Annotated in this window: 25 protein-coding genes; 9 read left to right on the top strand and 16 right to left on the bottom strand. The window is 72.3% G+C overall.

Going from position 1 to position 26,077, the window contains the following annotated elements; translation table 11 throughout:
- Positions 1–3: 3 nt before the first annotated feature.
- The 6 genes from KIP79_RS15650 (at position 4) to KIP79_RS15625 (ending at position 8,132) form a co-directional block, all read left to right on the top strand.
- Positions 4–126, top strand: coding sequence for a cellulose binding domain-containing protein (locus KIP79_RS15650; RefSeq protein WP_308169739.1), 123 nt, complete (start codon positions 4–6; stop codon positions 124–126).
- 89 nt (positions 127–215) lie between these two features.
- On the top strand, positions 216–2,459 hold the full coding sequence (locus tag KIP79_RS15645) for a HelD family protein (protein WP_214105519.1): 2,244 nt from the start codon (positions 216–218) through the stop codon (positions 2,457–2,459).
- 757 nt (positions 2,460–3,216) lie between these two features.
- Positions 3,217–4,851, top strand: coding sequence for an apolipoprotein N-acyltransferase (gene lnt / locus KIP79_RS15640; protein ID WP_214105518.1), 1,635 nt, complete (start codon positions 3,217–3,219; stop codon positions 4,849–4,851).
- A gap of 27 nt (positions 4,852–4,878) precedes the next feature.
- Positions 4,879–5,664 (top strand): polyprenol monophosphomannose synthase, encoded by a 786-nt coding sequence (locus KIP79_RS15635; RefSeq protein ID WP_214105517.1) that lies wholly within the window; start codon positions 4,879–4,881, stop codon positions 5,662–5,664.
- A 21-nt stretch (positions 5,665–5,685) separates the two neighbouring features.
- The gene (locus KIP79_RS15630; RefSeq protein WP_214105516.1) at positions 5,686–6,168 is read left to right on the top strand and encodes an FxsA family protein; all 483 of its coding nucleotides are present in this window, start codon (positions 5,686–5,688) and stop codon (positions 6,166–6,168) included.
- Between the two features lie 77 nt (positions 6,169–6,245).
- Positions 6,246–8,132, top strand: coding sequence for a glycoside hydrolase family 15 protein (locus tag KIP79_RS15625; RefSeq protein ID WP_214105515.1), 1,887 nt, complete (start codon positions 6,246–6,248; stop codon positions 8,130–8,132).
- A gap of 119 nt (positions 8,133–8,251) precedes the next feature.
- Here the strand turns inward: KIP79_RS15625 and KIP79_RS15620 are convergent, their stop codons facing one another.
- The 13 genes from KIP79_RS15620 to KIP79_RS15560 form a co-directional block, all read right to left on the bottom strand.
- A complete protein-coding gene (locus KIP79_RS15620) occupies positions 8,252–8,596 on the bottom strand; it encodes an RNA polymerase-binding protein RbpA (protein WP_155336694.1) in 345 nt (114 codons plus the stop codon).
- A gap of 161 nt (positions 8,597–8,757) precedes the next feature.
- Positions 8,758–10,134 (bottom strand): MFS transporter, encoded by a 1,377-nt coding sequence (locus KIP79_RS15615; RefSeq protein WP_214105514.1) that lies wholly within the window; start codon positions 10,132–10,134, stop codon positions 8,758–8,760.
- A 6-nt stretch (positions 10,135–10,140) separates the two neighbouring features.
- Positions 10,141–10,938 carry a glycerophosphodiester phosphodiesterase family protein gene (locus tag KIP79_RS15610; RefSeq protein WP_214105513.1) on the bottom strand — a complete coding sequence of 266 codons (798 nt, stop codon included), beginning with the start codon at positions 10,936–10,938 and terminating at the stop codon, positions 10,141–10,143.
- Between the two features lie 54 nt (positions 10,939–10,992).
- Complete coding sequence (locus KIP79_RS15605) at positions 10,993–11,562, bottom strand: GNAT family N-acetyltransferase (protein ID WP_214105512.1); 570 nt, start codon at positions 11,560–11,562, stop codon at positions 10,993–10,995.
- 80 nt (positions 11,563–11,642) lie between these two features.
- Positions 11,643–12,602: a TolB family protein gene (locus KIP79_RS15600; RefSeq protein WP_214105511.1), complete on the bottom strand. Its 960-nt coding sequence runs from the start codon at positions 12,600–12,602 to the stop codon at positions 11,643–11,645.
- Positions 12,599–13,798 carry an MFS transporter gene (locus KIP79_RS15595; RefSeq protein WP_214105510.1) on the bottom strand — a complete coding sequence of 400 codons (1,200 nt, stop codon included), beginning with the start codon at positions 13,796–13,798 and terminating at the stop codon, positions 12,599–12,601. Before KIP79_RS15595 ends, KIP79_RS15600 begins: the two co-directional genes overlap by 4 nt.
- A gap of 5 nt (positions 13,799–13,803) precedes the next feature.
- Complete coding sequence (locus tag KIP79_RS15590) at positions 13,804–15,198, bottom strand: CBM96 family carbohydrate-binding protein (protein ID WP_214105509.1); 1,395 nt, start codon at positions 15,196–15,198, stop codon at positions 13,804–13,806.
- Between the two features lie 139 nt (positions 15,199–15,337).
- Positions 15,338–16,840, bottom strand: coding sequence for an AAA family ATPase (locus KIP79_RS15585; protein WP_250213307.1), 1,503 nt, complete (start codon positions 16,838–16,840; stop codon positions 15,338–15,340).
- A 37-nt stretch (positions 16,841–16,877) separates the two neighbouring features.
- On the bottom strand, positions 16,878–17,426 hold the full coding sequence (locus KIP79_RS15580) for a TrmH family RNA methyltransferase (RefSeq protein ID WP_214105508.1): 549 nt from the start codon (positions 17,424–17,426) through the stop codon (positions 16,878–16,880).
- Positions 17,423–18,028 (bottom strand): class I SAM-dependent methyltransferase, encoded by a 606-nt coding sequence (locus KIP79_RS15575; protein WP_214105507.1) that lies wholly within the window; start codon positions 18,026–18,028, stop codon positions 17,423–17,425. Before KIP79_RS15575 ends, KIP79_RS15580 begins: the two co-directional genes overlap by 4 nt.
- 169 nt (positions 18,029–18,197) lie before the next feature.
- A complete protein-coding gene (locus KIP79_RS15570; protein WP_214105506.1) occupies positions 18,198–19,145 on the bottom strand; it encodes a VWA domain-containing protein in 948 nt (315 codons plus the stop codon).
- Positions 19,142–20,062 (bottom strand): DUF58 domain-containing protein, encoded by a 921-nt coding sequence (locus KIP79_RS15565; protein ID WP_214105505.1) that lies wholly within the window; start codon positions 20,060–20,062, stop codon positions 19,142–19,144. The genes KIP79_RS15570 and KIP79_RS15565 overlap by 4 nt, the downstream gene beginning before the upstream one ends.
- On the bottom strand, positions 20,059–21,096 hold the full coding sequence (locus KIP79_RS15560) for an AAA family ATPase (protein WP_214105504.1): 1,038 nt from the start codon (positions 21,094–21,096) through the stop codon (positions 20,059–20,061). Before KIP79_RS15560 ends, KIP79_RS15565 begins: the two co-directional genes overlap by 4 nt.
- 95 nt (positions 21,097–21,191) lie before the next feature.
- On the opposite strand from KIP79_RS15560, the gene KIP79_RS15555 reads away from it, so the two are divergent.
- Complete coding sequence (locus tag KIP79_RS15555) at positions 21,192–21,941, top strand: hypothetical protein (protein ID WP_250213260.1); 750 nt, start codon at positions 21,192–21,194, stop codon at positions 21,939–21,941.
- On the opposite strand, the gene KIP79_RS15550 is transcribed toward KIP79_RS15555, so the two are convergent.
- Genes KIP79_RS15550 through KIP79_RS15540 form a run of 3 tightly spaced genes read right to left on the bottom strand, consistent with a single transcriptional unit; the run spans position 21,942 to position 24,770 of the window.
- Positions 21,942–22,745: a hypothetical protein gene (locus KIP79_RS15550; RefSeq protein ID WP_214105502.1), complete on the bottom strand. Its 804-nt coding sequence runs from the start codon at positions 22,743–22,745 to the stop codon at positions 21,942–21,944.
- 60 nt (positions 22,746–22,805) lie between these two features.
- Positions 22,806–23,978: an MFS transporter gene (locus KIP79_RS15545; protein WP_214105501.1), complete on the bottom strand. Its 1,173-nt coding sequence runs from the start codon at positions 23,976–23,978 to the stop codon at positions 22,806–22,808.
- A 33-nt stretch (positions 23,979–24,011) separates the two neighbouring features.
- Positions 24,012–24,770, bottom strand: a complete 759-nt coding sequence (locus KIP79_RS15540) for a DeoR/GlpR family DNA-binding transcription regulator (RefSeq protein ID WP_214105500.1) — start codon at positions 24,768–24,770, stop codon at positions 24,012–24,014.
- Between the two features lie 54 nt (positions 24,771–24,824).
- Here KIP79_RS15540 and KIP79_RS15535 point away from each other — a divergent pair, with 54 nt between their 5' ends.
- Together KIP79_RS15535 and KIP79_RS15530 are read left to right on the top strand one after the other, a co-directional pair.
- Positions 24,825–25,793 (top strand): helix-turn-helix transcriptional regulator, encoded by a 969-nt coding sequence (locus tag KIP79_RS15535; RefSeq protein WP_214105499.1) that lies wholly within the window; start codon positions 24,825–24,827, stop codon positions 25,791–25,793.
- 99 nt (positions 25,794–25,892) lie between these two features.
- A complete protein-coding gene (locus KIP79_RS15530; RefSeq protein ID WP_214105498.1) occupies positions 25,893–26,063 on the top strand; it encodes a hypothetical protein in 171 nt (56 codons plus the stop codon).
- The last annotated feature ends 14 nt before the right edge of the window (positions 26,064–26,077 follow it).

Here is a 26,077-nt window from a genome sequence, read left to right as displayed (position 1 = left end):
ACCGTGACCGCCAGGAACGCCGCCTACAACGGCAACCTCGGCGCCGGAGCCAGCACCACCTTCGGCTTCCAGGTCAGCCGCCCCAACGGCAACACCTCACTGCCAAGCGGATACACCTGCGCCTGACCAACCACCACGGAACGGGGTGCGGCCACCTGGCCGCACCCCGTTTCTCGTCGTCGAAGTCGCAGGAACCCACTAAACTTTGGCGCCCTATGTCTCATTCAACGGCGGGCGAGCTGGCCCGCGAGCAGCAGTACGTCGCCGACCTCTACGACCGGCTGGACGTGCTGCGGGCCCGGACTCGCGGCCAGTTGGACGGCGTGCTGGCCCAGGGCGCGGCGGGCGGCACCCACCAGAACCGCTCCGAGCGCGACTCCTTCGCCGACATGTACGCCACCCGCCTGGCCCGCCTGTGGGCCGTGGAGCGCGGCCTGTGCTTCGGCCGCCTGGACCTGGCCGACGGCGCCCACCCGGACCTGGATGAGACCCGGCTCTACATCGGCAGACTCGGCCTGTCCGACGACGACCAGCGGCGGCTGCTGATCGACTGGCGGGCCCCGATGGCCCAGCCCTTCTACCGGGCCACCCCAGCCGCCCCCATGGGCGTCACCCGCCGCCGTCACCTGCACACCAAGGGCAGGCAGGTGGTCAGCGTCGACGACGACCTGCTCGACCTGGGCGGCCTGTCCGACGCCGACCGGGCCACCCTCAACGGCGAGGCCGCCCTGCTGGCCGCGCTGAGCGAGACCCGCACCGGCCGCATGCGCGACATCGTGGCCACCATCCAGAGCGAGCAGGACAAGATCATCCGGAGCGACCTGAACGGCGTGCTGGTCGTGCAGGGCGGGCCCGGCACCGGCAAGACCGTGGTGGCGCTGCACCGGGCCGCCTACCTGCTCTACACCTACCGGGAGCGGCTGGAACGCCGGGGCGTGCTCATCCTCGGCCCCAACCTCACCTTCCTGCGCTACATCGAGCAGGTGCTGCCCTCCCTCGGCGAGACCGACGTGCTGCTGTCCACGGTGGCCGAGCTCTACCCCGGGGTCACCGCCGGACGGGCGGAAAGCCCGCGGGCCGCCGCGCTCAAGGGCGCCGAGCGGATGGCCGGGGTGGTGGCCCGCGCCGTACAGGACCGGCAGCGCATGCCCCGGCAGCCGGTGGAGATCCGGCTGGACAAGTTCACCCTCCGGCTGGACCGGCAGACCTGCGAGGTGGCCCGGTCCCGGGCGGTCAAGTCGCACCGCCCGCACAACCAGGCCCGCGCCGTGTTCGTCCGCCAGCTGCTCAACGCGCTCACCAAGCAGGCCGCCCGGCACCTGGGCCGGGGCATGCTGGCCGAGGACGACTTCGCCGACCTGCGCGAGGACCTGCGCACCGAGGAGCCGGTGCGGACCGCGCTCAACCGGCTCTGGCCCTACCTGACCCCGCAGCAGCTGCTCATCGGCCTGTTCACCTCCCGCGAGCGCATGACCTACGCAGGGCTGGCGGCGGACGAGGCCGACCTGCTGCTGCGCGAGCCCCCCAGGCCGGGGGAGAGCTGGTGGAGCGAGGCCGACGTGCCGCTGCTCGACGAGGCGGCCGAGCTGCTCGGCGACATCGACGAAGGGGTGCTGCGCGCCGCCCGCCGGGCCGAGGAGGAACGCGAGCAGCAGCTCGCCTACGCCCGCGAGGTGCTGGAACTCACCGGCCTGGCCGAGATCATGGACGCCGAGCGGTTCGCCGACCGGCAGCAGGCCGAGGACGCCTACCTGACCACCGCCGAACGCGCCGCCAGGGACCGCACCTGGGCGTTCGGGCACGTCATCGTGGACGAGGCGCAGGAACTCTCGCCGATGGACTGGCGCATGGTGATGCGCCGCTGCCCGGCCCGGTCGATGACCGTGGTCGGCGACATCGCCCAGACCGGGTCCACGGCGGGGGCGCGGAGCTGGGGCGCCGTGCTCGACCCGTACGCGGCCGGGCGGTGGCGGGAGGCCCGGCTGAGCGTCAACTACCGCACCCCCGCCGAGCTGATGGCGGTGGCCGCCGACGTGCTGACCCTGGTCGACCCCGCGCTGAAGGCGCCGGAGTCGGTCCGGGAGAGCGGGGAACCGCCGTGGGCCCGGCGCGTCACCGGCCTCGCCGAACTGCCGGAGATCGTCGCCGCCGCCCAGGTGCCGGACGGCAAACTCGCGGTGATCGTGCCGGAAGGGCTGGAGGCCGGCATCCCGGGCGCCGCCGTGGGGGGCGGGCTGGCCGCGCTGGAGGCGCCGGTGGCGGTGCTCACCGTGGCCGAGGCCAAGGGGCTGGAGTTCGACGCCGTCCTGGTGGTCGAGCCGGACCGGATTCTGGCCGAGTCGCCGCGCGGGCCAAGCGATCTTTATGTCGCGCTGACCCGGGCCACGCGCCGCCTTGGCGTGCTGCACACCAGCGGGCTGCCGCCGGTACTCGCGGGCCTGGAACGGCGCGCCCAGTAGTACGCTAATGGCCGGTAGATGGGCGATATGTCGTGGCATGGGGGTACCGGGCCGCCTGTGGCGGTCCTCGCCGGGCCTGCCCTAGCTGCGAAAACTTGGTATTCCCGCTGTTCGGGACACGGTTGACATCTGCGCTGAGGTCGGTAGTTTGCTGCGCAGTCCAGCACGGGACTGACCGGTTGGCCGTCTACAGACACCGTCGGATTCTGCGTCCGTGACGGAGCATGATCGAAAGGTCGCTCCGTTAGCTCAGCCAGGCGCAGCGCCGCGTTCCGTCAAGGCGGGGCACCCCAGCCGGGTGGGGGAGTTGGACCCGGGAAGGATTCCGGACACCCAGTAGACAACGGAGCTCCGCGCCCGCCGCCGACGGGACGGAACCGGTCCGAAGGGTTGTCTCAGTCCTGTTCCGTCTCGTGGGGGACCACGGGCACGAAGGCACCCGTGCCCGGAGCGACGCCGGATGGCCCTTGAGTTCTCCTGTGGCCACAGGAGAACTCAAGGGCTATTTCTGTGACATTGGGCCCGCCTCCGGCGGGCCGGCCCGGCCGCTCCGCAGCCGGTGTCTTCCCTCCCTCCGGTCGCTGGCGCTCCCTCCACTCAGTCCAGACACCGGCAGCGGCCGGGCAAACCCACTATTTGGCCTAGAAGGCTGATTGCGGGGGAGATTTCGGTCTCTGTCTGTGGAGCTTTGGCGCGGGGTTTGGGGCTCGGGGTGGGGGGCGGTACCTTCCTCTCATGAGCAGCGAAGAGGCTCCGGGTGCTTAGTGACACCACGGTCGTACCCGACGTGGTGACCGCCGCGCCTCCGGCCGACCGCGTCGTTCTCCGTGCGGTGGCTGTCGCCGTGGGTGGTGTGCTCACCTATCTCGCTTTTCCGCCGATCGGGTGGTGGTTTGCCGCGCCGTTCGGGGTGGCGCTGGTGTTCGCCGCTCTGCACGGGGTGCGGCTGCGGCGGGCCGCCTGGCTTGGCTACCTGGGGGGCGCGGCCTTTCTGTTGCCCACGCTTGCCTGGGTGCGGCCGATCGGGGTGGATGCCTGGCTGGCCCTGGTCGCCATTGAGAGCGCTTTCTGGGCCGCGATGGGGGTCTGCGCCACGTTGACTATGCGGCTGCGTCTGTGGCCGCTGTGGACGGCCTGTCTGTGGGTTGGGCAGGAGTGGGCGCGGGGGCAGTTTCCGGTTGGGGGGTTTCCGTGGGCGCGGATCGCGTTCAGTCAGGGGGACTCTCCGCTCACCGGCTTCGCGGCGCTGGGCGGTGCGCCGCTTGTAAGTTTCACGACCGTGTTGTCCGGTTCGCTGCTCGCCTACCTGCTGGTTCAGGTGGTACGTGAGCGGCGCTGGCGGCGGACGCTTGCCCTGGTTCTGGCCGGGGCGGTAGCCCTTCCCCTGGCGGGGTATCTGGTGCCTCGGATGGACGATGAAGGTAAGAGCGTGCGCATCGGGGTGATTCAGGGCAACGTGCCTGGGCAGGGCATGACCTGGATCGGTGACGAGCGCGCCGTCGTGCTCAAGAACCACGCCGACGAGACCCACCGGCTGGCCGCCGACGTCCGGGCCGGGCGGCAGCCGAGGCCCGACATCGTGGTCTGGCCGGAGAACTCCACCGACATCGACCCCTTCCGCGATCCCGCCGCCTTCCAGATCATCGACGCGGCGGTCAAAGACATCGGCGTGCCGGTGCTGGTGGGAGCGGTGGTGGCGATCGGGGACGAGAACCGGGCCACGCGCAGCATCGTCTGGGACCCGGTGACGGGACCCGGCGAGTACTACGACAAGCAGAAGCTGGTCCCGTTCGGCGAGTTCACGCCGTACAAGGATCTGGTGCTGGCGCTGTCGGAGCGGGCCGCGCTGGTCGGGCGGCAGTCGCTGGCCGGGGACCGGCCCGGCGACCTGGTGGTCGGCCCGGTCACCGTCGGCGCGGTCAGCTGCTACGAGGTGGCCTTCGACGCGGTCGTGCGCGGCACCGTCGCGGCCGGCGGGTCGCCGCTGGTGGTGCAGACCAACAACGCCACCTACGAGCTGACCAACCTGCCGCCGCAGCAGCTGGCCATGTCCCGGCTGCGCGCCATCGAGCACAACCGGGCGATGGTCGCGGTGGCCACCACCGGCATCTCCGCCTACGTCAGCCCCGACGGCGCCCTCGGCTGGCAGAGCGCGGAACAGGTCGCGGACAGGACCGTGCTCACCGTGCCGGTCCGCACCAGGGACACGCTGGCCACGCGGCTTGGTGGCCTGCCGGAGCTGGTGCTGATATTGGTGGGGGCGGCCGCCATCCTGGCGGCCGTGGCGGCAGCGCATCCAAACCTGCGTCCGAGCATGCGCCTGGGCAGGCGGCGGGACAACACGTTGGGATCGGGCGGAACCTCCGCGCCGGTCGACGAGCGGACCGTTTAGGCAAGAGGGAGTAGGAGTCGGGAGCCGATGGACCGGATGCTGGGACGGGTGCTGGTCATCGTGCCCACCTACAACGAGCGCGAGAACCTCCCCATGATCACCAAACGGCTGCGGGCCGCGCTGCCGGGGGTGGACCTGCTGATCGCCGACGACAACAGCCCCGACGGGACCGGCGCCGTCGCCGACGAACTGGCCGCCGCCGACCCCCAGGTGCACGTGCTGCACCGGCCCGGCAAGCAGGGCCTGGGCGCCGCCTACATCGCCGGCTTCCAGTGGGGCCTGGAAGAGGGCTACGACGTGCTGGTGGAGATGGACGCCGACGGCTCCCACCAGCCCGAGGAACTGCACAAGCTGCTCGACGCGGTGGCCGGGGGCGCCGACCTGGCCATCGGCTCCCGCTGGGTGCCCGGCGGCAAGGTGGTCAACTGGCCCTCCTCCCGCGAGTTCCTGTCCCGGGGCGCCAACACCTACACCCGGCTGCTGCTCGGCATGCGGGTCCGGGACGCCACCGCCGGATTCCGCGCCTACCGGGCCACCACCCTCCGCAAGATCGGCCTGGAGGACGTGCAGTCCCAGGGCTACTGCTTCCAGATCGACCTGACCCTGCGCACCGTACGGCACGGCCTGCGCGTGGTGGAGGCGCCGATCACCTTCGTGGACCGCACGGCCGGGTCGAGCAAGATGAACCGCAGCATCATGACCGAGGCGCTGTGGCGCATCACCGCCTGGGGCGTCACCGGACTGCCGACCCGGCTGCGCCGCAGAAAAGAGAATTCGGCCGTACGTTGGGGTGAGAAGCCCTTCGTGGACTGAGTTCGAACATGAGGTCGTGTAATGCTGCGTATCGGGTTGTTCCTGGCTCTGGTCGTGCCGGTGCTGGAGATCTGGCTGATCATCCAGGTCGGCCAGGCCATCGGCGGCGTGCTGACCGCGGGCCTGCTGATCGCTGGCAGCCTGCTGGGCAGCTGGCTGATGCGCCGGGAGGGGCGGCGGGCCTGGGCGGCGCTGCAGAACGGCCTGCGCTCGGGGAGCGCGCCCGACCGTGAGCTCGCCGACAGCGCGATGCTCCTGGCCGGCGGCGCGCTGCTGCTGATCCCCGGCTTCCTCACCGACGTGTTCGGGCTGCTGCTGATCCTGCCCCTCACCCGGCCCGTCGCCCGGCGCGGCATATCCTGGTTTCTCGACCGGCGGATGCGGCTGCTCGCCCAGCGTTCGCCGTACGGGGGGCTGTACGAGCCCCCCGGCGATGCACCCCGGCCGGCGAAAAACGTGGTCCCCGGGCAGGTCATCACCGGTGAGGGGGAGACCCGCCGATGATCGGGAAAATGCTCGTTCCCGACCGCGAGGGCCCGTATCGTTTGCTCCGGTGAGGTGCAATTGAGATGGGACGGTGGATGGACACGCTACACGGATCTTCTCCATTCCCCCCGATCGCCGACTACGGCTTCCTGTCCGACTGCGAGGTCACCGCGCTGGTGGCCGGCAGCGGCAACATCGAATGGCTCTGCCTGCCCAGGCTGGACTCGCCGAGCGTCTTCGGTGCCATCCTGGACCGCGGCGCGGGGCGCTTCCGGCTCGGCCCGGCCGACATCATGGTCCCGGCCGCGCGCCGCTACCTGCCGGGCACCATGGTCCTGGAGACCAGCTGGGGCACCCCGACCGGCTGGATCATCGTCCGCGACCTGCTGCTGATCGGCCCCTGGCACCACGAGCGGGAGCTGTCGCACACCCACCGGCGGGCGCCCACCGACTACGACTCCGACCACGTGCTGCTGCGCACCGTGCGGTGCGTCAGCGGCGAGGTGCAGATCACCCTGGACTGCGAGCCGGTGCTCGACTACGGCCGCAAACCGGTCCGCTGGTCGCACACCGACCGCGGCTACCACCAGGGCGTGGCCCGCGCCGAGGGGGTGGACCTGCAGCTGAAGCTCACCACCGACATGCGCCTGGGCTTCGAGGCGGGCCGGGCGATGGCCCGCACCCTGCTGAAGGAGGGCGAAACCCGGTTCTGCGCGCTGACCTGGACCGAGCACGAGCCGCCCTACACCTTCGAGGACGCCTACCGCCGCCTGGTCTGGACCGCCCACCACTGGCAGCACTGGCTGGCCCGGGGTGACATCCCCGACCACCCGTGGCGCAGCTTCCTGGAGCGCAGCGCGCTGACCCTCAAGGGCCTGACCTTCGCTCCCACCGGCGCCCTGGTGGCCGCCGCCACCACCTCGCTGCCCGAGACGCCCGGCGGCGAGCGCAACTGGGACTACCGCTACAGCTGGGTGCGCGACTCCACCTTCGCCCTGTGGGGGCTGTACACGCTGGGTTACGACTGGGAGGCCGATGACTTCTTCTGGTTCGTCGCCGATGTCGCGGAACGCGACGAGGAACTCCAGATCATGTACGGCGTGGACGGCGAGCGCAACCTGACCGAGTACACCCTGGACCACCTCCAGGGCTACGAGGGCGCCCGCCCGGTCCGGGTCGGCAACGGCGCCTTCAACCACCAGCAGAACGACGTCTGGGGCGCGGTCCTGGACTCCTTCTACATCCACACCAAGTCCAGGGACCGGCTGGACGACCGGGTCTGGCCGATCCTGGTCCGCCAGGTCGAGGCGGCCATCGCCAACTGGCGCAAGCCCGACCGGGGCATCTGGGAGGTGCGCGGCGAACCCCAGCACTTCACCTCCTCCAAGGTCATGTGCTGGGTGGCCTGCGACCGGGGCGCCCGGCTGGCCCGGCTCCGCCAGGAGCCCGCGCTGGCCGAACGCTGGCAGGCGGTGGCCGACGAGATCCACGACGACGTGTGCACCAACGGCATCAGCGACCAGGGGATCTTCACCCAGCACTACGGCACCACGGCGCTGGACGCCTCGCTGCTGCTCATCCCGCTGGTGCGCTTCCTGCCCGCCGACGACCCGCGGGTGAAGGCCACCGTGCTGGCCATCGCCGACGACCTGACCGTGGACGATCTGGTGCTGCGCTACCGCACCAAGGAGACCGACGACGGGCTGTCCGGTGAAGAGGGCACCTTCACCATCTGCTCGTTCTGGCTGGTTTCCGCGCTGGCGGAGACCGGCGAGCTGGCCCGGGCGCGGCGGCTGTGCGAGAAGCTGCTGTCCTTCGCCAGCCCGCTCGGCCTGTACGCCGAGGAGATCGACCCGGTGAGCGGCCGCCAGCTGGGCAACTTCCCGCAGGCGTTCACCCACCTGGCCCTGATCAACGCGGTGATCCACATCATCCGGGCGGAGCGGGAGCAGTCGGTCTCCCCGCGGCCGCCCTCGGCCTGAGCACCTGGGCCCTGAGCACCTGGGCACAGACGAGCGGCCCCCGGGGAATCCCCCGGGGGCCGCTCGTCTTCCCTCTGCCTAATGTGTGCCTATGCCCAGATCCCTCTCAGGCGTGCCTCTCAGGCGCTCTTGCGGCGCTGCGCCCGGAGGATCGCCAGCCGCTCGTTCAGCACCTCTTCCAGGTCCTCGATCGAGCGCCGTTCCAGCAGCATGTCCCAGTGCGTCCGAGGCGGCTTGGCCTTCTTCTGCTGGGGCTGCTCCGCGTCCACCCGGAGGGCGGGAGAGCCGCAGCTGCGACACTCCCAGCTCGCCGGGATCTCCGCCTCGGCGGCCAGCGGGACGGTGGTGTGATGGCCCTTCGGGCAGGTGTAAGACACCTCCTGGCGGGGCGCCAGGTCGGTGTTGCGGTCGTTCTCGTAGCTGGTCGCCCCGAGCCGGGTACCGCGAAGCGCACGCTCGCCCATGTTCTAAGCCTCCTGAAGTCCCCCTAGCGATACAGCCTTAGAGGGGTTGGTCTCCACCGCGTACAACGCTTGATACCGTGAGTGGATTCCCACCCAAGAGGTGATCCAATCGCGCTTTTTGGGGCTGGGTTTTCAAGCGCGTGACTGGGAACGGTCCGCCGTCAGATCCGCTCCGGAACCTCGTTTCCGGCCGCCCGGATGGCCTTGGGCAGGTTGAGACCGGCCAGCAGCACGCCGCCCACGACGAAGAAGAAGATCAGCGACAGGATCCCGAACCGGTAGCTGTCGGTCAGCTGGAGCGCCAGGCCGAGGCTGAAGGAGCCGATCAGGGTGGCGCCCTTGTCGCTGATCTCGTACAGGCTGTAGTACTCCGCCTCCCGGCCCCTCGGGATCACGTGCGAGAACAGCGAGCGGGACAGCGCCTGGGTGCCGCCCATCACGATGGCGATCGCGAAGCCGAGGGCGAAGAACGGCAGCGCCGCCCCCTTGGGCAGGAAGTAGGCCACCGCCACCACGGCCGTCCAGCCCGCCAGCGCGGACAGCACCACCTTCTTGGTGCCGAACCGGGTGGCCAGCCGTCCCAGCAGCAGGGCGCCGAAGAAGGCCACGAACTGCACCATCAGGATGGCGCCGATGCGGACGGTGTCGCTCAGCCCCAGCTCCTTGTCGGCGTAGGTGGCCGAGAAGGCGATCACCGTCTGCACGCCGTCGTTGTAGGCCAGGTAGGCCAGCAGGAACAGCAGCGTCCGCGGGTAGCGCAGGACCAGGTCCCGCACGGTCCCGCCGAGCTGGCGCAGGCTCCGCCCGACCGCCTGCGGGGCGCTCTCCCCGGTGGGAGCAGGGCGGCGGTTGCGCAGCCGCAGCAGCGGGATGATCGTGAACCCGCCCCACCACAGACCGGCCGAGGCCAGCGCCAGCCGGGCCGCGGTGCCGCCGTCCAGGCCGAGCGCCTCGGCGTTCAGGAACAGCCCCAGGTTGATCGCCAGCAGCAGCCCGCCGCCCAGGTAGCCGAAGCCCCAGCCGCGCGCCGAGACGGTGTCCCGCTCCTCGGGGCGCGCGATCTCCGGCAGGAAGGAGTTGTAGACCACGAACGAGGAGGCGAAGCCGACCGTGGCGATGATGAACAGCACCCCGCCCAGCAGGTAGGCGCCGTCGCTGACGAACCACATGAGCAGCGTGGCGGCCGAGCCCAGGTAGGCGAAGAAGGCCATGATGCCCTTCTTGCGACCGGTGTGGTCGGCCAGCGCGCCCGCCAGCAGCATCACGATGACCTGGAACACCGCCGCCACGCCCACCACGAACGAGTAGTAGGCGGCGGGCCGCACGTCGAAGCCGAGCACGTCCACGTACGGCCGGCCGGCCGCGGCCGTCTCCGCGACGTCCGTCAGGTACGGCCCGAGGAAGACCGTCAGCACCGTGGTGGGGAAGGCCGAGTTGGCCCAGTCATACCAGTACCAGCCGCGTTGTTCCCGCCTACGGGCGGACTCGTCTACGGGGCCGGTGGTTTCGGGGGCCTGGGGGGCTTCGGGGGCAGCCATGATCTCCTACCTGATGTCCTGCCGGGGGTGCCACTGGCCCCGCGCGAGCAGCACCTCGCGCAGGCCGGTGATGTTGTCGGTCATGATCCCGTCGACGCCGAGGTCGAGCAGGCGTTCCATGGTGGCGGGGCGGTCGATGGTCCACACGTGCACCTGCATGCCGATGGCGTGGGCGGTGTGCACGAAGGCCCGGGTGATGATGGGCAGGCCGCGCACCCCCATGGGCACCTGGGCGCAGGGCACGCCCGCCCGGGCCAGGCCGGTGAGCAGCCGGCCGTACCCGGAGCCGAGGGAGGCGGCGCGCAGCGCGGCCACCCCGCGCGGGCCCAGCGCCGAGCAGACGCCAGGGCCGACCGCGTGCCGGGCCCTGGCCAGCCGCGCGTCGGAGAAACTGGTCAGGCAGACCCGGTCCTGCGCGCCGGTGCGCCGGATGGCCCGGGCCAGCGGCTCGATCGCCGGGGACTCCTTGACGTCGATGTTGACCCGCACGTCCGGCCAGGTGGCCAGCAGGTCCTCCAGCAGCGGGATCTCGTGCACGCCGCCGATGCGGGCCCTGGCCACCTCCCGGTAGGGCAGCTCCGAGACGCGGCCGCCGCGGTCGGTCACCCGGTCCAGGGTGTGGTCGTGGAAGGCCACCAGCACGCCGTCGGCGGTGGCGTGCGCGTCGGTCTCCAGATAGGTGTAGCCGAGGTCGACGGCCCTGGCGAAGGCGGCCATGGTGTTCTCGCGGCCCTCGGCGGCGCCGCCCCGGTGGGCGAAGGCCAGCGGCCCGGGATGGTCGAGGAACGCGAAACGGCGCGGCACGAGTCGGAGTATCCCGCCTGGACGGGGGCCGCGTCAGCGAGCGAACATGAACATTTAGGTCAACATTTCCGCCGTGGGGGCGCCGAGCGGCAGCCGTACGTCGACGATCCCGCCGGCGGCCCGGGGGAGTACGGCGCCCGCGCCCGTCAGGAGTCCGAGCATGCGCCGGTTGGCGGCGTAGACGGTGGCCGACAGCACCGAGATCTGGCGTCCGGGGGCCAGCCGTACCAGGTGGTCCAGCAGCGCCCGGCCCAGGCCCCGGCCCTGCCAGGCGTCCTCGATCAGGAACGCCAGCTCGGCCTCCCCGGGGGCCAGGTCCATCAGGTGGCTCATCGCGACCACCTGCCCGTCGGCCACGCTGACCAGGGTCAGGCCGCGGGTGGCGCTGGTGAACAGGCTCATCACGGTCTCGTTCAGCCGCGGCTTGGGCCCGAAGTAGCGGGACCGCAGCGACTCCGGCGAGCAGCGGCCGTGCATCTCGCGGACCGCCCCGGCGTCCGCGGTCAGCATCGGCCGGGTCAGCACCTCGGTGTCCCCCACCCGGGTGCGCAGCGTCCGCCCCCGCGCGGCGCCGATGGGGCGTGGACCGCGCGGTGGACGGTTGTCGAACGGATTGCGGCTCATCTTGTCGGCTCCCCCGATTAATGTTCTGTTGGCGTCATTCGACCCGGATCGCCTTACCGGCCGGTTGCGGCCGGCTTGAATCACCTGCTCGCGGGGGAGCTGGCGCCGGGAACCAGCAGGCGGGGGCCGCCCGTTCCGTCCGCCGGGACCGACCAGACGTTGTTGGTGCCGTCCCCGGTCTGCACCGTGTAGACCACCGTGCGATCGTCCAGCCAGTCCGGCTGGTCGTCCACGCTCGCGGTCCCGGCCAGCGGCACCGTCGTCCCGGCGGCCAGGTCCAGCACCGCCAGCCGCCAGCCCTGCCCGGGGTCGCCGTTCACCGCCGCCTTGTAGGCGATGCGCGTGCCGTCCGGCGACAGCGACGGGCACTCCACCCCCGCCCGCAGCGTCCACACCTTCCCGGCCCGGAAATCCCCCGCCACCAGGTGGCGGCGGCCCCCGGTGGACAGCGTGGCGTAGAACCGGTTGTCGTCGGCGGCGAAGGTCACCCCCCAGAAGTTCACGTCCGCGTTCCGGTACGCCCTGCCGTCCAGCGTGATCGCGAACTCCTCCAGCGAGTGCACCAGCCGCCCGGTGCGGGTGTCCAGGATGCCGGTACGGGTGGAGAAGCCGGCGGCGGCGTAGGAGTGGCCGTCGATGAACAGCGTCCAGGCCACCATCCGCCCGCTGGCCGAGACCCGCAGCCGGTTGGGGAACCCGGTCAGCGGGACCGTACGCCGGGCCGCCAGCCGCTCGTCCATCACCACCAGGCCGGTGGCGGTGAGCGCGCCCACCGGGGTCAGACAGGCCACCGTCCCGCCCGCCCGGTAGGCGCGGTCGCAGCGCACCCCGGTGACCTCGCGCGGGCCGCCGGGATCGGCCCTGGCGACCGTGGACAGCAGCCCGTTACTGAGCACCTGGAGGGTGGGCCCGTCCTGGACGGGGGCCGCCGAGGCGGGGGTCCGGTGGTCGGGGGCCAGCACCGCGTAGCCGACCGCGACCACGGCCAGCAGTACGGCGGCCCCGATGGTCAGCAGCAACCGCCGCCGGAGCGAGTTCATGGCTTCCTCATCAGCAGGTACACGGCCCCGGCCATGACCGGGACGGCGGTCGCGGCGGCGGCCAGCAGGGCGGGGCGCGGCCCCCACGCCTGCCAGGCCAGGCCGAACAGGACCGAGGAGACGACATAACAGAGCGCCTGGCCGCTCTGGACCAGCGCCAGGCCGGTGGCCCGCAGCTCCGGCGGGAACACCGTGCCCGCCAGCGCCATCAGCACCCCGTCGGTGGCCGCGTAGAACACCCCGTACAGGACGGGGACCAGCACCAGCGGCGCCCAGCCGCCCAGCGGCGCGGCCAGCAGCAGGTAGACCGCCACCAGCGCGCCGTGGCCGCCCACCATGATCCTGACCTTGCCGTACCGGTCGGCCAGGCGGCCGAGCGGCACGGCCAGCAGCAGGTAGACCAGGCTGGTGGCCACCGCCAGCAGCGGGAACCAGCCCAGGCCCAGGCCGCTCTGCCGCTGCAGCAGCAGGTAGACGAAGCCGTCGCCGATGGTGACCAGGCCCAGCAGGCAGGCCGCCGGCAGCAGCCGGGTCCGGGCCACCGCCCGCCACGGCAGTGTCGCGCGCTCCCGCCGTACCGGGGGGACGTCCTGGACGAACAGCGCCAGGATGAGCAGGCCGAGCAGGGCCACGCAGAAGCTGGCCACGAAGACCGGCCCGAACGCGCCCCCGGCCAGCAGCAGCACGCCCAGCGCGGCCAGCGGGCCCAGGAACGCGCCGGTGGCGTCCATGGTGCGGTGCACCCCGAAGGCCAGGCCGAGCCGTTCCGGCGGGGTGGTCAGGGTGATCAGCGCGTCCCGCGGCGCGGTGCGCAGGCCCTTGCCGGCCCGGTCGGCCGTGATGGCCAGACCGATCAGCGGGCCGGACGCGCCCGCCGCCAGCAGGCCCAGCTTGGCCAGCGCCGACAGGCCGTACCCGGCCCCGGCCACCGCCTTGTGGCGGCCGATCCGGTCGGCCACGTGCCCGCCGGCCAGCCGCAGCAGCACCGTCGCGCCGGTGTAGAGGCCGTCGATCAGCCCGTACGCGGCCGGGCTGAACTGCAGGCCGACCACCAGGTACAGGGGCAGGATCGCGGTCACCATCTCCGCGGAGACGTCGGTGGCCAGACTGACCGCGCCCAGCGCGTACACCGTGCCGCCGACGGTCCGCAGGGATCCGCCGGCGGCACGGGTGCGGTCCAGAGTGGACAGGTACACGCGCGTCAGTGGCAGGCGGTGGTGCCGCTGTCGGCGTAGGTCCTGCCCGCCTCCGGCACGAACTGCCAGCTGTAGGAGTTGGGGTGCAGGGTCAGCTTGAGCACGCCGTGGGTGTCGCTGTTGCGGGCCTCGCTGTTGGGCAGGATGGTGCCGAAGCCGTAGTGGCCGGCGCCGCCCATGCCGGCCACGATGTGGCGGATGCCGCGGGCGGTGTCCAGCTGGTTGGCCGGGTTGATGGGGGCGAACCGCTCGTACTGGTGGTTGTGGCCGGTCAGGATCAGGTCGGCGTTGGCGTCGTACAGGGCCTGCACGAACGGCGCCACCGAGCTGTTGGGGGCGTGGTTGGCGCCCGAGGTGTAGCGCGGGTGGTGCCACATGGCGACCGTGCACGGCCGGGTGTTGGCGGCCAGGTCGGCGCGCAGCCAGGTGACCTGCGCCGAGGTGGTGCCGCAGGGGACCGCCGAGCAGTTGGAGTTGAGCACGATCACATGCCAGTTGCTGCCCAGGTCGTAGGAGTAGTAGCCCTTGGTCGGGTCGCCGGCGGCCGAGCCGAAGTAGCCGTAGTAGCCGGTCGCGCCCGAGGTGTTGTAGTCGTGGTTGCCCGCCACCGGCCGGGTACGCGCCTTGTGCCGGCCCCAGGTCGGGTGGTAGTAGCTGTTGAACTCGGCGGCGGTGCCGTTGTCGTACACGTTGTCGCCGAGGGTGAAGACCGTGCCGGGGATGCCGTCCAGCAGCGCCGCCGTCGCGGTGTCGCCGGACCCGGAGGTGGCGATGTCACCGGCGCCCACCAGCACCGGGTCGCCGCCCGGGGACGGGCTCGGGCTTGGCGACGGGCTGGGGGTCGTGCCGGTGGTCACCACCAGCTGCGGGGCGGTCGAGGCGCCGCTCTCCCGCGAGTCGTAGTCCACCCCGTCGGTGCTGGCCGAGGTGACGGCGATGCTGTAGGTGCCGTTGCCCGTCACGTACGAGGTCACGTCCACCTCGTACCAGGCGTTGCGGGCCACCGACCCGATCGAGCCCAGCGTGGGCCCGTCCACGGCCGGCTGGTTGTTCCAGGTGGTGGACGTCTCCGACCAGGTGGTCGAGCTCATCCCCCGGAACGTGCCGCCGCTGCTGCTCTCCGACCCGGCCACGTCGTCGGTGTGCAGCCGCAGCTTCACCGAACTGATCGTCCCCGACACCCCCGACACGGTGAACCGCAGAAAGATCCGCTTCACCGGCGAGTTGTCCGCCCCCAACTGCCCCGAGGTCCCGTAGTTGGTCCCCGTCGCGCTGTTGTCCACGTACGTGTCCGCGACCGGACCGAAGGTACTGGTGGCCGCACTGGCCACCCCTACGGACAGGCACACCCCCAACCCCAACGCCGCCACAACCGCCAGCACACTCCCACGCCGAACCATCGCGTTCCTTTCGCCTGGCCTGACCTTGAGCCCGCCCGGACTGTAAACGCCCAACCCCGCCCAACCGGTGATCACCGAACGACCATCCGGTGAAGCCCAGGCGTCCTGGACGAATCGCGACGAGCGTCGGCCGACCGGATCAGCCGGCGGGCGCGTCCCCGTACAGGGTGTTCAGGCCCACCAGGAGCACGTCGCGGCGGCCGGCGGCGGTGCGCTGGAGGTCGGGGTGGAAGCCGTGCAGGGAGAACAGGGCCAGGGTGGCCTGGCCGCTGTCGTGTCCCTGTTCGGCGAGTAGGCCGCGGATGTGCTCCAGGCGTTCCAGGTCGGCGGCGCCGCGCGGGCGCACGGTCGCCTTGGCCTCGCCGATCAGGGCGATCCCGGCGCGCGGGGCCTGCGGGCGCTGACCGGGGGTCAGGGCGAGCACATCGACCTCGTGCCTGGTGCGGGCGCGTGGGTCGGCGACTTCGGCGGCCCCGGTCAGCCCCCAGCGCGAGCCGGTCTCGTCCTGGCCGAAGGAGCGGGTCCATTCCCGGGCCAGCTCCTCGAAGTGCGGACCCAGGATCTTGGAGTTGACGGTGGGCTGCGAGGCCGCCCAGACCCGGCCGGCCCGGCCCCGCTCGATCTCGTCGGCGAACGGGAGGGTGACCAGCTGGTTGAGCCGGATGATCGGATCGATGACGGTGATGACCGGGTTGCGCGCCTTCAGCAGGTCCTGGCTCTTGCGCAGGTACCCGGTCGACTCCAGCACCTCCAGCGGCGCCACCACCGAGGCGCGGGGCCGCTCCAGCACGGCGCCGATCTTCGACGGAGTGCTCGCCCCCTCGCTGACCGCCGTCAGCAGGTCGTAGTAGAGCGTGCGGTGGGTGATACGCGGGTCCTCCCGGAGCAGGAACTCCGCCTCCACCCGGGTGTACAGGGCGCGGCCCGGATCCAGCAGCGTCCGGCACACCCAGTCCCCGAACTCCGCCACCCCGGCGGGAGCCGGTCCCGGCGCCAGCGGGCGGTATCCGGGCGCGCCGCCCACCACGGCGTCCACCCGGAACGCGGTGGCGGGGTCCTCGATCTCCCACTGCCGCCGCGCGGTACGGAAGTCGAAGGCGCCCAGCCGCAGATCGACCACCGCTCGGCCGCGCAGCGGTTTGGTGCCGGTCAGCAGGTCGCTCATCACGCTCATCGCCGATCCGCACAGGATCATGCGCCCGCCCGGACCCTGCCCGGCCTGGGACTGGTCGTAGATCAGCTGCAGGAACCCGGGCACCTCGGGGGAGTGCTGCATCAGGTACGGGAGCTCGTCGACGACCACCAGGGGAGCGCCTCCGGTGCGTCCGGCCACCTCCAGGGCGGTGGTCAGCACCTCGCGCCAGTCGGTCAGCTGCAGCGCCCCGGCCGGCAGGCCGGCGTGTGCCGCGATGGCCTCGGTGAACCGGCGCAGGGCCGGGATGCGGCCCTCCTCCTGGACTGCCGTCAGATAGAGGCCGCCGCAGGCCCGGGTGAGGGCCTGGAGCAGGAAGGACTTGCCGTGGCGGCGGCGCCCGGACACTATCGCCAGGCGCAGCTGGGGCGCTGGGTCGATGAGGAAACCGCGCAGCAGCTCCCACTCGTGGACACGGTCCAGCACCGTGCCGGGCTTCGCCAGATCCATCACATGTATAGGTTAACCTTAACGAATTTTGTTTGGGTCAACCTGAACTGGTCCACGACTGGCGGCGGGATTCGGCCAGGGCGATGGCGGTGGCGGTGGCGACGTTGAGGGAGCCGACTCGGCCGGTTTGGGGGATGTAGGTGGTGGCGTCGCAGGCGTCCAGGAGGGCGGGGGAGCAGCCGTGGTCCTCGTTGCCGACGGCGATGCAGATGTCGCCGGTGAGGGGGGATTCGTGGAGGGGGAGGGCGTCGGTGGTGAGTTCCAGGGCGATGACGCGGTAGCCGTCCTGGTGGGCGGCCTTGACGGCCTCGGCGGCGGGGACGGGGGGGTGCCAGGTGAGCAGGCGGTCGGTGCCCAGGGCGGTCTTCTGGGCCTTGGGGTTGGTGGGCGGGGTGGCGTTGCCGGCCAGCCAGATGGTCTCCACGCCGAAGGCGGCGGCGGTGCGGAAGATGCCGCCGACGTTGAAGGGGCCGGTCACCGACTCCAGGATGAGCGCCAGGCGCGCGTCGGTGTTCCGTCGCCAGGTGCGGTTGAGCCGCTTGACGTCGGTCGGCCGGAGCTGGCGGCGCGGGCTGGGGGTGCTCATCGCGGGGTCACTTTCAGGATGCGGTAGGTGGCGCGGGAGGCGTGGCGGGTGGTGGTCCAGCCCTGTTCGGTCAGCCAGCGTTGCAGGGAGTCCGAGCCCAGGTGTTTCTGGACGACCAGGTAGGCCACGCCGTCGGGGGTGAGGCGGTCCAGCCACTGGGTGAGCATGGCGTGCAGGGCGGGCTTGCCGATGCGGATGGCCGGGTTGGACCAGATCGCGCGGAAGCGCAGCTCGGGCGGGACCTCGTCCACGTGCACCGACCTTACTTTGTCAAGGGCGGCGGCCGTGGCGTTGCGTGCGGTGAGCTCCAGGCAGCGGCGGTTGACGTCGACGGCCCAGACGGTCGCCTCCGGGGCGCGGGCGGCCATGGTGAGCGCGATCGGGCCGTAGCCGCAGCCCAGGTCGAGCAGGTCGCCGGTGGCGGGCGGGCGGGGGACCGACTCCAGCAGGATGCGGGTGCCCAGGTCGACGCGCTCGGGGGAGAACACGCCGCTGTCGGTCTCCAGGCGCAGGTGCAGGTCGGGCAGCGCCAGATCGACCGACCCGGGCCGCGAGGGGGCCTGGGGCCGCTCCTGGAAGTAGTGCGCGCCGCCGTTGCTCACGCCCCGCAACGTTACCAATCCCGGACCACCGCCCAGGCCACCCAGCCCTCTCCCCGGCAATCAGCTTTCTAGGCCAAATGTGAGGTTTGCCCGGCCGCTGCCGGGCCGGCCCGGCCGGAGGCGGGCCCAATGTCACAGCCGGGCCGCCGTGCCGGAGGCGCGGCCAATGTCACGGCACACGGGTGCCCAGGACGAGGGCGGCGCCTGAGACCAGGACGCCGGCCAGGATGGCGGCGATGATGAAGCGTTGGGTGATCTCCTGGTGGACGATTTTGTAGCCGAGGGAGGTGCCGATCTGGTCGTAGACGTCGCGGAGTTCCGCGCCCGACTCCGCGGTGTAGGAGCGGCCTGAGGTGCCGTCGGCCAGGGACTGCAGGGTCTGTTTGTTGACCGGCACCTGTACGTCGCGGCCGTCGATGGCCACGGTGCCCTCCGGCGTGCCGTACGCGATCGTGGAGACCGGGACCTTGGCGCCCAGCGCGGCCTCGATGGCCTCGTTGACCGAGCGGCCGGAGGTGTTGTCGCCGTCGGACAGCAGCACGATGGCGGCGGGGGGCGGGTCGGTGACGGCCTGCTGGTCGAAGGAGCGGATGGCGTCCAGCGAGTTGAAGACGGCCTCGCCGATGGCGGTGCCCGGCCGGGTGGTCAGGTTCCGGATGGTGTTGATCACGGCGGCGTGGTCGGTGGTGGGCGGGATGGCCACCGCGGCCGAGCGGGCGAAGGAGACCACGCCCACGTTGAAGCGCTCCGGCAGCTCCTGGACGAAGGTCTCGGCCGCCTGCCTGGCCGCGATCATCCGGCTCGGCGGCACGTCGGCCGCCTCCATGGACAGCGAGATGTCGATCGCGATCATGATGGTGGCCCGGTCCCTGGGCACCCGGACCGCGTCGGCAGGACGGGCCGCGCCCAGCACCAGCAGGCTCATCATGACCAGGAACAGCGCCGCGGCCACGTGCCGCCGCCAGCCGGGCCGCTCGGGGGCCACCAGGGCCAGCAGCGCCAGGTTGGTGAAGCGCACCGCGTACCGCCGGCGGGTGAACTGGAGCACCACGTAGACGGCGGCCAGCACGGCCAGGGCGGCGAACAACCAGAGCCAGGCGGGGGACAGGAAGATCATGCGCGTGCCCTCCGGGCCAGGAGGTGGGCGGTCCGGCGTTGCTGCAGGACGAACTGGGCGATGTCGAACACCCAGTCCCGGTCGGTGCGGAGCACCAGGTGGGCGGCCCCGCTGCGGCGCAGCGCCACCCGGTTGGCCTCGCGCTGGGCGGCGGCGGCCTCGGCGTACCGCTCGCGCAGCCGGCGGGACAGGTGGATGTCACGGGAGTGGCCGGTCTCGGGGTCCAGCAGGGTGACCGAGCCGACGTCGGGCAGTTCCAGCTCGCGCGGGTCGATGACCTCCACGGCCAGCACCTGCTGGCGGGCCGACAGGCGCCGCATCGGGCGCTCCCAGGTGGCGGGGTCGTCCAGGAAGTCGGAGACCACCACCCGCATGCCGCGCCGCCGGTGCGCGGCGGCCATCAGCTCGATCGCGCCGCCGAGTTCGGTGGAGCCGGTGGCGCGGGGCGCGTCGGTGAGCGAGGCGAGCAGCCCGAACAGGGCCGGGCGGCCGGGCCTGGCGGGGTAGCGGTGCAGTTCCTCGCCGTGCATCACGTACGCCCCGAAGCGGTCGCCGACCCGGCTGGCCAGGAAGCCGATCGCCGACAGGGCGGCGATGACCAGGGAGCGTTTGTCGGTGTCGGCGGTGCCGAAGTCCATGCTGGCCGACATGTCGGCCAGCGCCCAGGTCTCCAGTTCCCGGTCGGCGATCAGGTCCCGCACGTGCGGGATGGTGGTGCGGGCGGTGACCGCCCAGTCCATCCGGCGCACGTCGTCCTCGCCGGGCACGTAGACCCGGGTGTCGCCGAGCTCGCTGCCGGGTCCCGGCAGCAGCCCCTGGTGGCCGCCCTGGAGCAGCCCGTCCAGGCGGCGCACCACGGTCAGTTCCAGCCGCCGCAGCGCCGCGTGCGGAGCGCGGCGCAGCTCCGGGGAGCTCACCGCTGGCCCTGGTTCCAGACCACCAGCGGCGGCGGCACCGACAGCAGGATCTGGCGGATCACGTCCTCCGGTTCGATGCCGTCGGCCAGGGCGTCGAAGGTGAGCATCAGCCGGTGGGACATCACGTCCACGGCGACGTCGCGGATGTCGTCGGGGAGCAGGTAGTCGCGGCCGCGCAGCAGGGCCAGCGCCCGCCCGGCGGCCACCAGGCCGAGGGTGGCGCGCGGGCTGACCCCGATCTCGATGGTCTCCTCCAGCTCGCGCAGCCCGTACTCGGCGGGGTTGCGGGTGGCCATGACCAGGCGGACCACGTAGTCGGCGACCAGCTGGTGGACCGAGACCTCCTCGGCGGTCTGCTGCAGGGCCAGCAGCCGGTCCGGGTCGAGCACCTTCTCCGGCACCGGCGGGGTGACGCTCATCCGGTGCAGGATCTCCAGTTCCTCGTGCGCGGTGGGGTGGGCCACCCGCACCTTGAACAGGAACCGGTCGCGCTGCACCTCCGGCAGGGGGTAGACGCCCTCGGACTCGATCGGGTTCTGGGTGGCCAGCACCACGAACGGGCGGGGCAGCCGGTGGGTGACGCCGGCCAGGGTGACCTGGCGTTCGGCCATGACCTCCAGCAGCGCCGACTGCACCTTGGCGGGGGCGCGGTTGATCTCGTCGGCCAGCAGGAAGTTGACGAAGACCGGCCCCAGCTCGACGTCGAAGCGTTCGCTGCTCGGATGGTAGACGCGGGTGCCGACGATGTCGCTGGGAACCAGGTCGGGGGTGAACTGGATGCGCGCGAACGTGCCTCCGACGACGGTGGCCAGCGTGGAGGCGGCCAGCGTCTTGGCCACCCCGGGCACGCCCTCCAGCAGGCAGTGGCCCCGCGCCAGGAGCGCCACCAGCAGCCGTTCCACCATGTGGTCCTGGCCGACGATCACCCGGCGCACCTCGCTCAGGGCCTCGCGCAGCGCGCCCAGGTCGGCGTCGGTGTTCCCATCGGCGGCCCGGGCGACACTGGTGCCCGGCTCTTCCTCAGCAACGGTCATGGGTGTTATTCAATCGTGACTCCCCGGCAGAAATCCATGGTCTGTCCCTGCCCGCTGTGGCGGATGGGAACACCAGGTGTGTTTTCATGAGGGAGATGGCCACTCCACTGCAGTACGGCGACCCGCCCCGGCTGGGGCCTTTCGTGCTGCAGGCGCGTCTTCAGGCGGCCCCGGCCGGGCTGGTCTACCTGGCCCAGGGCGCGGACGGCCGGGCGGTCTCGGTGGCCGTGCTGACCAGGGGCGCCGCGCTGGACCCCGCGGCCAGGGACCGGTTCGTGACCGGGATCAAGGACAGTGAGGCGGCCCGCAGCGGGGTGCGCGGGCTGCTGTCGCGGGTGGGCCGGATGCGGCGCGCGGCGGGTACCCCGCCGGTGGTGGCCTGGGACGGCGGTGAGGCCCCCTGGGTGGCGGTGCCGTACGCGCCGGGCGGGATCGGGGCTGAACGGTTCCTGGAGCCGGTGATGGTCTCGGGCATGCTGATCGGCGACCGGCACGGGCCGGACTTCGTGCCGTACTGGCTGGGGGACCGCAACCCGGCGCTGCCCGCGCCGCCGCCCCCGGCGCCGCCGCCGACCGAGACGGTGCGCTCGGTGACGCTGGCCTCGGTGGCGCTGGCCACGCTGGTGCTGCTGGCGGGGGTCATCCTGTGGCTGATGATGTTCCGCTCCGACGACGAGGTCACCCCGGCGCGGCCGCTGCCGCCCACCGTGTTCGTGCCGACGCCGCCGCCGGTGCCGACCTCGCCGGAGCCGATGCAGCCCTCGCCGAGCCCAGGGGAGACCGAGACCCGGGGGCAGAGCCCGAGCCCGCTGCCGGGCGGCGAGGACCCGGGACAGGCCATCTGATCACAGGTCGTCCAGGAAGCTGAGCACCCGGCAGAACCAGGTGTGGCCGCTTCCGTTGACGACGGTGCGCCCGCAGTCGCCGCAGACCGTCGCGGCGGGCCTGGCCCGATGGCCCTGGCCGACCTGCGGCAGGAGCCGCGCCGGGCACTGTTGCATCGCGGCGAACACCGACCCGCGCACCTCCTTCCCGCACCACGGGCAGCGCGGCAGCCGCGTCTGGAAGGGCGTGGCCGGGTGCGGGGCGCGGCCCAGCAGCGGCAGCAGCACCGGCCCGCCCCCGGTCTGCGCCCCGGCCGTCCCGATCACCGGGTCCCGCTGCTGGAACAGGCCCGACCGGCTGGCGCCCAGCGCCGCCACCGAGTACGTCTCGGCGGGCACGGTCACGTGCAGGGTGGACCCGATGCGGCCCGGTACCACCAGCCCGGACCCGCTGGTCTGCCCGGCCAGCGCGACCGAGACCGGGTCCCCGGCCCGCATGCCCATGGCCTGCGCCGAGGTGGTCAGGGCCGGGGTGATCGACAGCGTCCGCCCGTACCCGGCGCCGGCGACGAACCCCATCGCGTTGAAGGTCCCCGTCCCGGCCGGCGCGCTGCGGCCCTGGGTGTTCAGCGCCTGGTACGGCTCCCCGCCCAGTTGGTAGAGCAGGTGGCGCCGGTCGTAGACGTACTCGCCGAGCAGGTAGAGCGCGAACCCGCCCGGGCCCGCGATGAGCCCGGTCACGGCGCGCAGCGCGTCCCGCACCCAGGCGTCCCGTTCGGTGGCGGTCGGCCGCCACGACTGCGGCCGGTTCTGCAACTGCGTCATAACGGTCACGGTAGGCAGCCGCCCCGGCCCGCCCCAGGGGGCTGTCCCTCAGGCTGTCCCTCAGCCGCGGGAGGGTCGCAGGGCGGGGGCGGCCAGGGCCACGAACAGGGCCAGCACCGCCGGGACGCCCAGCGCCACCGGCAGCGAGGTGAGTTCGGCGGCGGCGCCGATCAGCACCGGCCCGGCCAGCAGCCCCAGGTAGCCCAGGCTGGCCACCCGGGCCAGGGCGCGGCCGGACTGGGCCGGGTCGCGGTGGCCGGCGGCGGAGAACACCTGCGGGATGATGCACGACAGGCCCGCCCCGAACAGGCCGAAGCCGATCACCCCGGCCAGCTGGTGGCCGATCAGCAGCGCCGCCAGCAGGCCCGTTCCGGCCAGCGCGCCGCAGCAGCGCACCAGCAGCACCGGCCCGAACCGGGCGGTCAGCCGGTCCCCGGCCAGCCGCCCCGCGGTCATCATGATCGAGAAGGCGGCGTAGCCGACCGCGCCCACCGACTCCTGGGCGGCCAGGTCCTGCACCAGGTAGACCGAGCTCCAGTCGGCGGCGGCGCCCTCGCCGACCAGGCAGCAGAACGACAGCACGCCCAGGAACAGCACCCACCCGCCGAGCCGCGCCTGGGGCCCCTCCTCCCGCTGGGGGTCGCGCCCGGCGTCGAAGGCGTCGGGCAGCGCCCAGCGGGCGCACACCACCGCCATCGCGGTGATCACCACGCCGACCGTGCCGAAGGTGACCGGCACGCTGGCCTGGGCGTGGGCGAACAGGCCGCCCACCCCGGCTCCGGCGAAGCCGCCGAGGCTGAACACCGCGTGGAAGGAGGACATGATCGGCCGGGCGTGGGCGCGTTCCACCACCACGGCGTTGGCGTTCATGGACACGTCCAGCACGCCGTGCACCACCCCGAAGGTGAACATCGCCGCGGCCAGGGCCGGCAGGCTCGGCGCGTACGCCGGGAGCAGCAGCACCACTCCCTGGGCCAGGGCGACGGGGATCATCACGCGGCGGCTGCCGTACCGGTCGACCAGGCGGCCCACGACCTGCATGCCGGCGATGGCGCCGGCGGCGATGCCGAGCAGGCCCAGGCTCAGCTCGCCGTCACTGAGGGACAGACGGTCCTTGATGGCCGGGATGCGGGAGGTCCAGGTGCCCAGCGCCATTCCGGCGATCATGAACAGCCCGTACACGGCCAGGCGGGCCCGCAGCAGCGTGGCCCGGTCGGGGGCGGTGATCGTCATGGGGGACGTTCCTTACTTCGTAAAGGAGGGGGGTCAGGTGACCCGGACCGTCACCCCGGCGCCGGTGAGCGCGTCGAGCTGGTCACGGGGAATGCCGACGTCGGTGACCACCACGTCGAGCTTGTCGTAGGAGCACACCGCGCCGAAGGCGGTGCGGGTGAACTTGCCGGAGTCGCAGGCCACGATGACCCGCCGGGCCGAGGCGATGGCGGCCTGCTTGACCGCCACGTCCTCCAGGTCGTGCGCGGTGACCCCGTGCTCGGCCGACATGCCGCAGCAGCCGATCACCGCGGTGTCGAAACGCAGCGCCCGCAGCGAGGTCTCGGTCAGCGGGCCGACGAAGTTCAGCTCGCCGGCCCGCACCTCCCCGCCGGGCAGCACGAGCTTGACGCGGGGGGCCAGGGCCAGCTCGTCGGCGCAGCGCAGGGCCAGCGGCAGCACGGTCAGCCGCCGGTCGTGCACCGCGCGGGCCACCTCCAGGGTGGTGGTGCCGCCGTCCAGCACCACCGCCTCGCCGTCGGCCAGCAATGCGGCCACCTCCTGGGCGATGCGGCGCTTGGCGTCCACCGCCTCCCGCTCCCGTACGCCGAAGGGGGGTTCCTCGCCGCGCAGCAGCAGGCTGAGCGCGCCGCCGCGGACGCGGCGCACGACGCCCTGCTGGGCGAGCTCGTCCAGGTCGCGGCGGATGGTCATCTCCGAGACGCCATGCCTGGCGGCCAGCTCGGCCACCGAGACGCTGTCGTTGACGCGCAGCGCGTTCATGATCGCCCGAATCCGGTCGGCACCTTCCATGTGTGCATTTGAACACAAGCAATGTTCGATACGCAATCGGGCACACTTGGGCGTATGCGTGCCAGCCGGTTGCTCTCCCTCCTGCTGCTGCTCCAGACCCGCGGCCGGATGACCGCCGCCGAGATCTCCACCGAGCTCGAGGTGTCCATCCGCACCGTCTACCGCGACGTGGAGGCCCTGTCCGCCGCCGGCGTGCCCGTGTACGCCGACCGCGGCCCCGCCGGGGGATACCAGTTGCTGGACGGCTACCGCACCCGGCTCACCGGGCTGACCGCCGCCGAGGCCGCCTCGCTCTTCCTGGCCGGGCTGCCCGGACCCGCCGCGGACCTCGGCCTCGGCGAGGTGGCCGCCGCCGCCGAGCTGAAGGTGCTGGCCGCGCTGCCGCCCGAACCCCGCTCCCAGGCGGCCATGATGCGCGAACGCTTCCACCTGGACGTGCCCGGCTGGTACCGGTCAGGCGAGGAGGTCCCGCACCTGGCCGAGGTGGCCGAGGCCGTCTGGGAGCAGCGGCCGCTGCGCATGCGCTACCGCCGCTGGGGCCCCGAGGAGGTCGAACGCGACATCCACCCCTACGGCCTGGTGCTCAAAGGCGGCTCCTGGTACCTGGCCGCCGAGACCTCCGGCGACTTCCGCACCTACCGCATCGCCCGCATCCTGTCGGTGCACCCCCTGCCCGGCCGCTTCGAACGCCGCCCCGACTTCGACCTGGTCGACTTCTGGCGCCGCTTCGCCGCCGACTTCGCCGCCCGCATGTACACCGGCACCGCCCGCATCCGCCTCCACCCCGACTCCCTGGGCCTGCTCCGTTACACCCTCGGCAACGACACCGTCGAGGAGTCCCTGGCCGCCGCCACCTCCGACCCCGACGGCCGGATCCTGCTCTCGGTCCCCATCGAGTCGCTGCGCCACGCCCGCTGGCAACTGCTGCGCCTCGGCTCGGGCCTGGAGGTCCTGGACCCGCCCGAGCTGCGCGACCTGATGGCCGAAGCCGTCAGGGAACTGGCCAAGATGTACGGCGTCTGACCGCGGTTCGGTCCTCTTTACCGACCTTTACCGCCGTACGGGCTTACCCGATATGCCGGAGGGCACCAACGGCCAATCGCCGATAGAAGGGAGGCATCCATGGATGTCAGGCCCGAGCACCTCGTCTTCTACGCGGTCCTGGTCGGGTTGGGAGCCGCGGGTGTGGTGGACTGGCCCGTCGTGGGCATCGTCGCCATCGGCCACCTGCTGTCCAGCCAGCGCCGCTTCCCCCGCCTCCGGGAGGCCGGGGAGGCCGTGGAGGCGGCCTGAGCCTTCACAGTCGG

The organism is Acrocarpospora catenulata (assembly GCF_018476525.1).
GTDB classification, from domain to species: Bacteria; Actinomycetota; Actinomycetes; order Streptosporangiales; family Streptosporangiaceae; genus Acrocarpospora; species Acrocarpospora catenulata.
This window is presented reverse-complemented; position numbering and strand designations above follow the sequence as displayed.

Coding starts and splice junctions, on each gene's coding strand:
- KIP79_RS15530 (WP_214105498.1), top strand. CDS start 25,893: ATGGATGTCAGGCCCGAGCACCTCGTCTTCTACGCGGTCCTGGTCGGG.
- KIP79_RS15585 (WP_250213307.1), bottom strand. CDS start 16,840: ATGGATCTGGCGAAGCCCGGCACGGTGCTGGACCGTGTCCACGAGTGG.
- KIP79_RS15645 (WP_214105519.1), top strand. CDS start 216: ATGTCTCATTCAACGGCGGGCGAGCTGGCCCGCGAGCAGCAGTACGTC.
- KIP79_RS15550 (WP_214105502.1), bottom strand. CDS start 22,745: ATGACGCAGTTGCAGAACCGGCCGCAGTCGTGGCGGCCGACCGCCACC.
- KIP79_RS15560 (WP_214105504.1), bottom strand. CDS start 21,096: ATGACCGTTGCTGAGGAAGAGCCGGGCACCAGTGTCGCCCGGGCCGCC.
- KIP79_RS15630 (WP_214105516.1), top strand. CDS start 5,686: ATGCTGCGTATCGGGTTGTTCCTGGCTCTGGTCGTGCCGGTGCTGGAG.
- KIP79_RS15590 (WP_214105509.1), bottom strand. CDS start 15,198: ATGGTTCGGCGTGGGAGTGTGCTGGCGGTTGTGGCGGCGTTGGGGTTG.
- KIP79_RS15545 (WP_214105501.1), bottom strand. CDS start 23,978: ATGACGATCACCGCCCCCGACCGGGCCACGCTGCTGCGGGCCCGCCTG.
- KIP79_RS15535 (WP_214105499.1), top strand. CDS start 24,825: ATGCGTGCCAGCCGGTTGCTCTCCCTCCTGCTGCTGCTCCAGACCCGC.
- KIP79_RS15570 (WP_214105506.1), bottom strand. CDS start 19,145: ATGATCTTCCTGTCCCCCGCCTGGCTCTGGTTGTTCGCCGCCCTGGCC.
- KIP79_RS15635 (WP_214105517.1), top strand. CDS start 4,879: ATGGACCGGATGCTGGGACGGGTGCTGGTCATCGTGCCCACCTACAAC.
- KIP79_RS15555 (WP_250213260.1), top strand. CDS start 21,192: ATGGCCACTCCACTGCAGTACGGCGACCCGCCCCGGCTGGGGCCTTTC.
- KIP79_RS15625 (WP_214105515.1), top strand. CDS start 6,246: ATGGACACGCTACACGGATCTTCTCCATTCCCCCCGATCGCCGACTAC.
- KIP79_RS15540 (WP_214105500.1), bottom strand. CDS start 24,770: ATGGAAGGTGCCGACCGGATTCGGGCGATCATGAACGCGCTGCGCGTC.
- KIP79_RS15600 (WP_214105511.1), bottom strand. CDS start 12,602: ATGAACTCGCTCCGGCGGCGGTTGCTGCTGACCATCGGGGCCGCCGTA.
- KIP79_RS15605 (WP_214105512.1), bottom strand. CDS start 11,562: ATGAGCCGCAATCCGTTCGACAACCGTCCACCGCGCGGTCCACGCCCC.
- KIP79_RS15615 (WP_214105514.1), bottom strand. CDS start 10,134: ATGGCTGCCCCCGAAGCCCCCCAGGCCCCCGAAACCACCGGCCCCGTA.
- KIP79_RS15620 (WP_155336694.1), bottom strand. CDS start 8,596: ATGGGCGAGCGTGCGCTTCGCGGTACCCGGCTCGGGGCGACCAGCTAC.
- KIP79_RS15580 (WP_214105508.1), bottom strand. CDS start 17,426: ATGAGCACCCCCAGCCCGCGCCGCCAGCTCCGGCCGACCGACGTCAAG.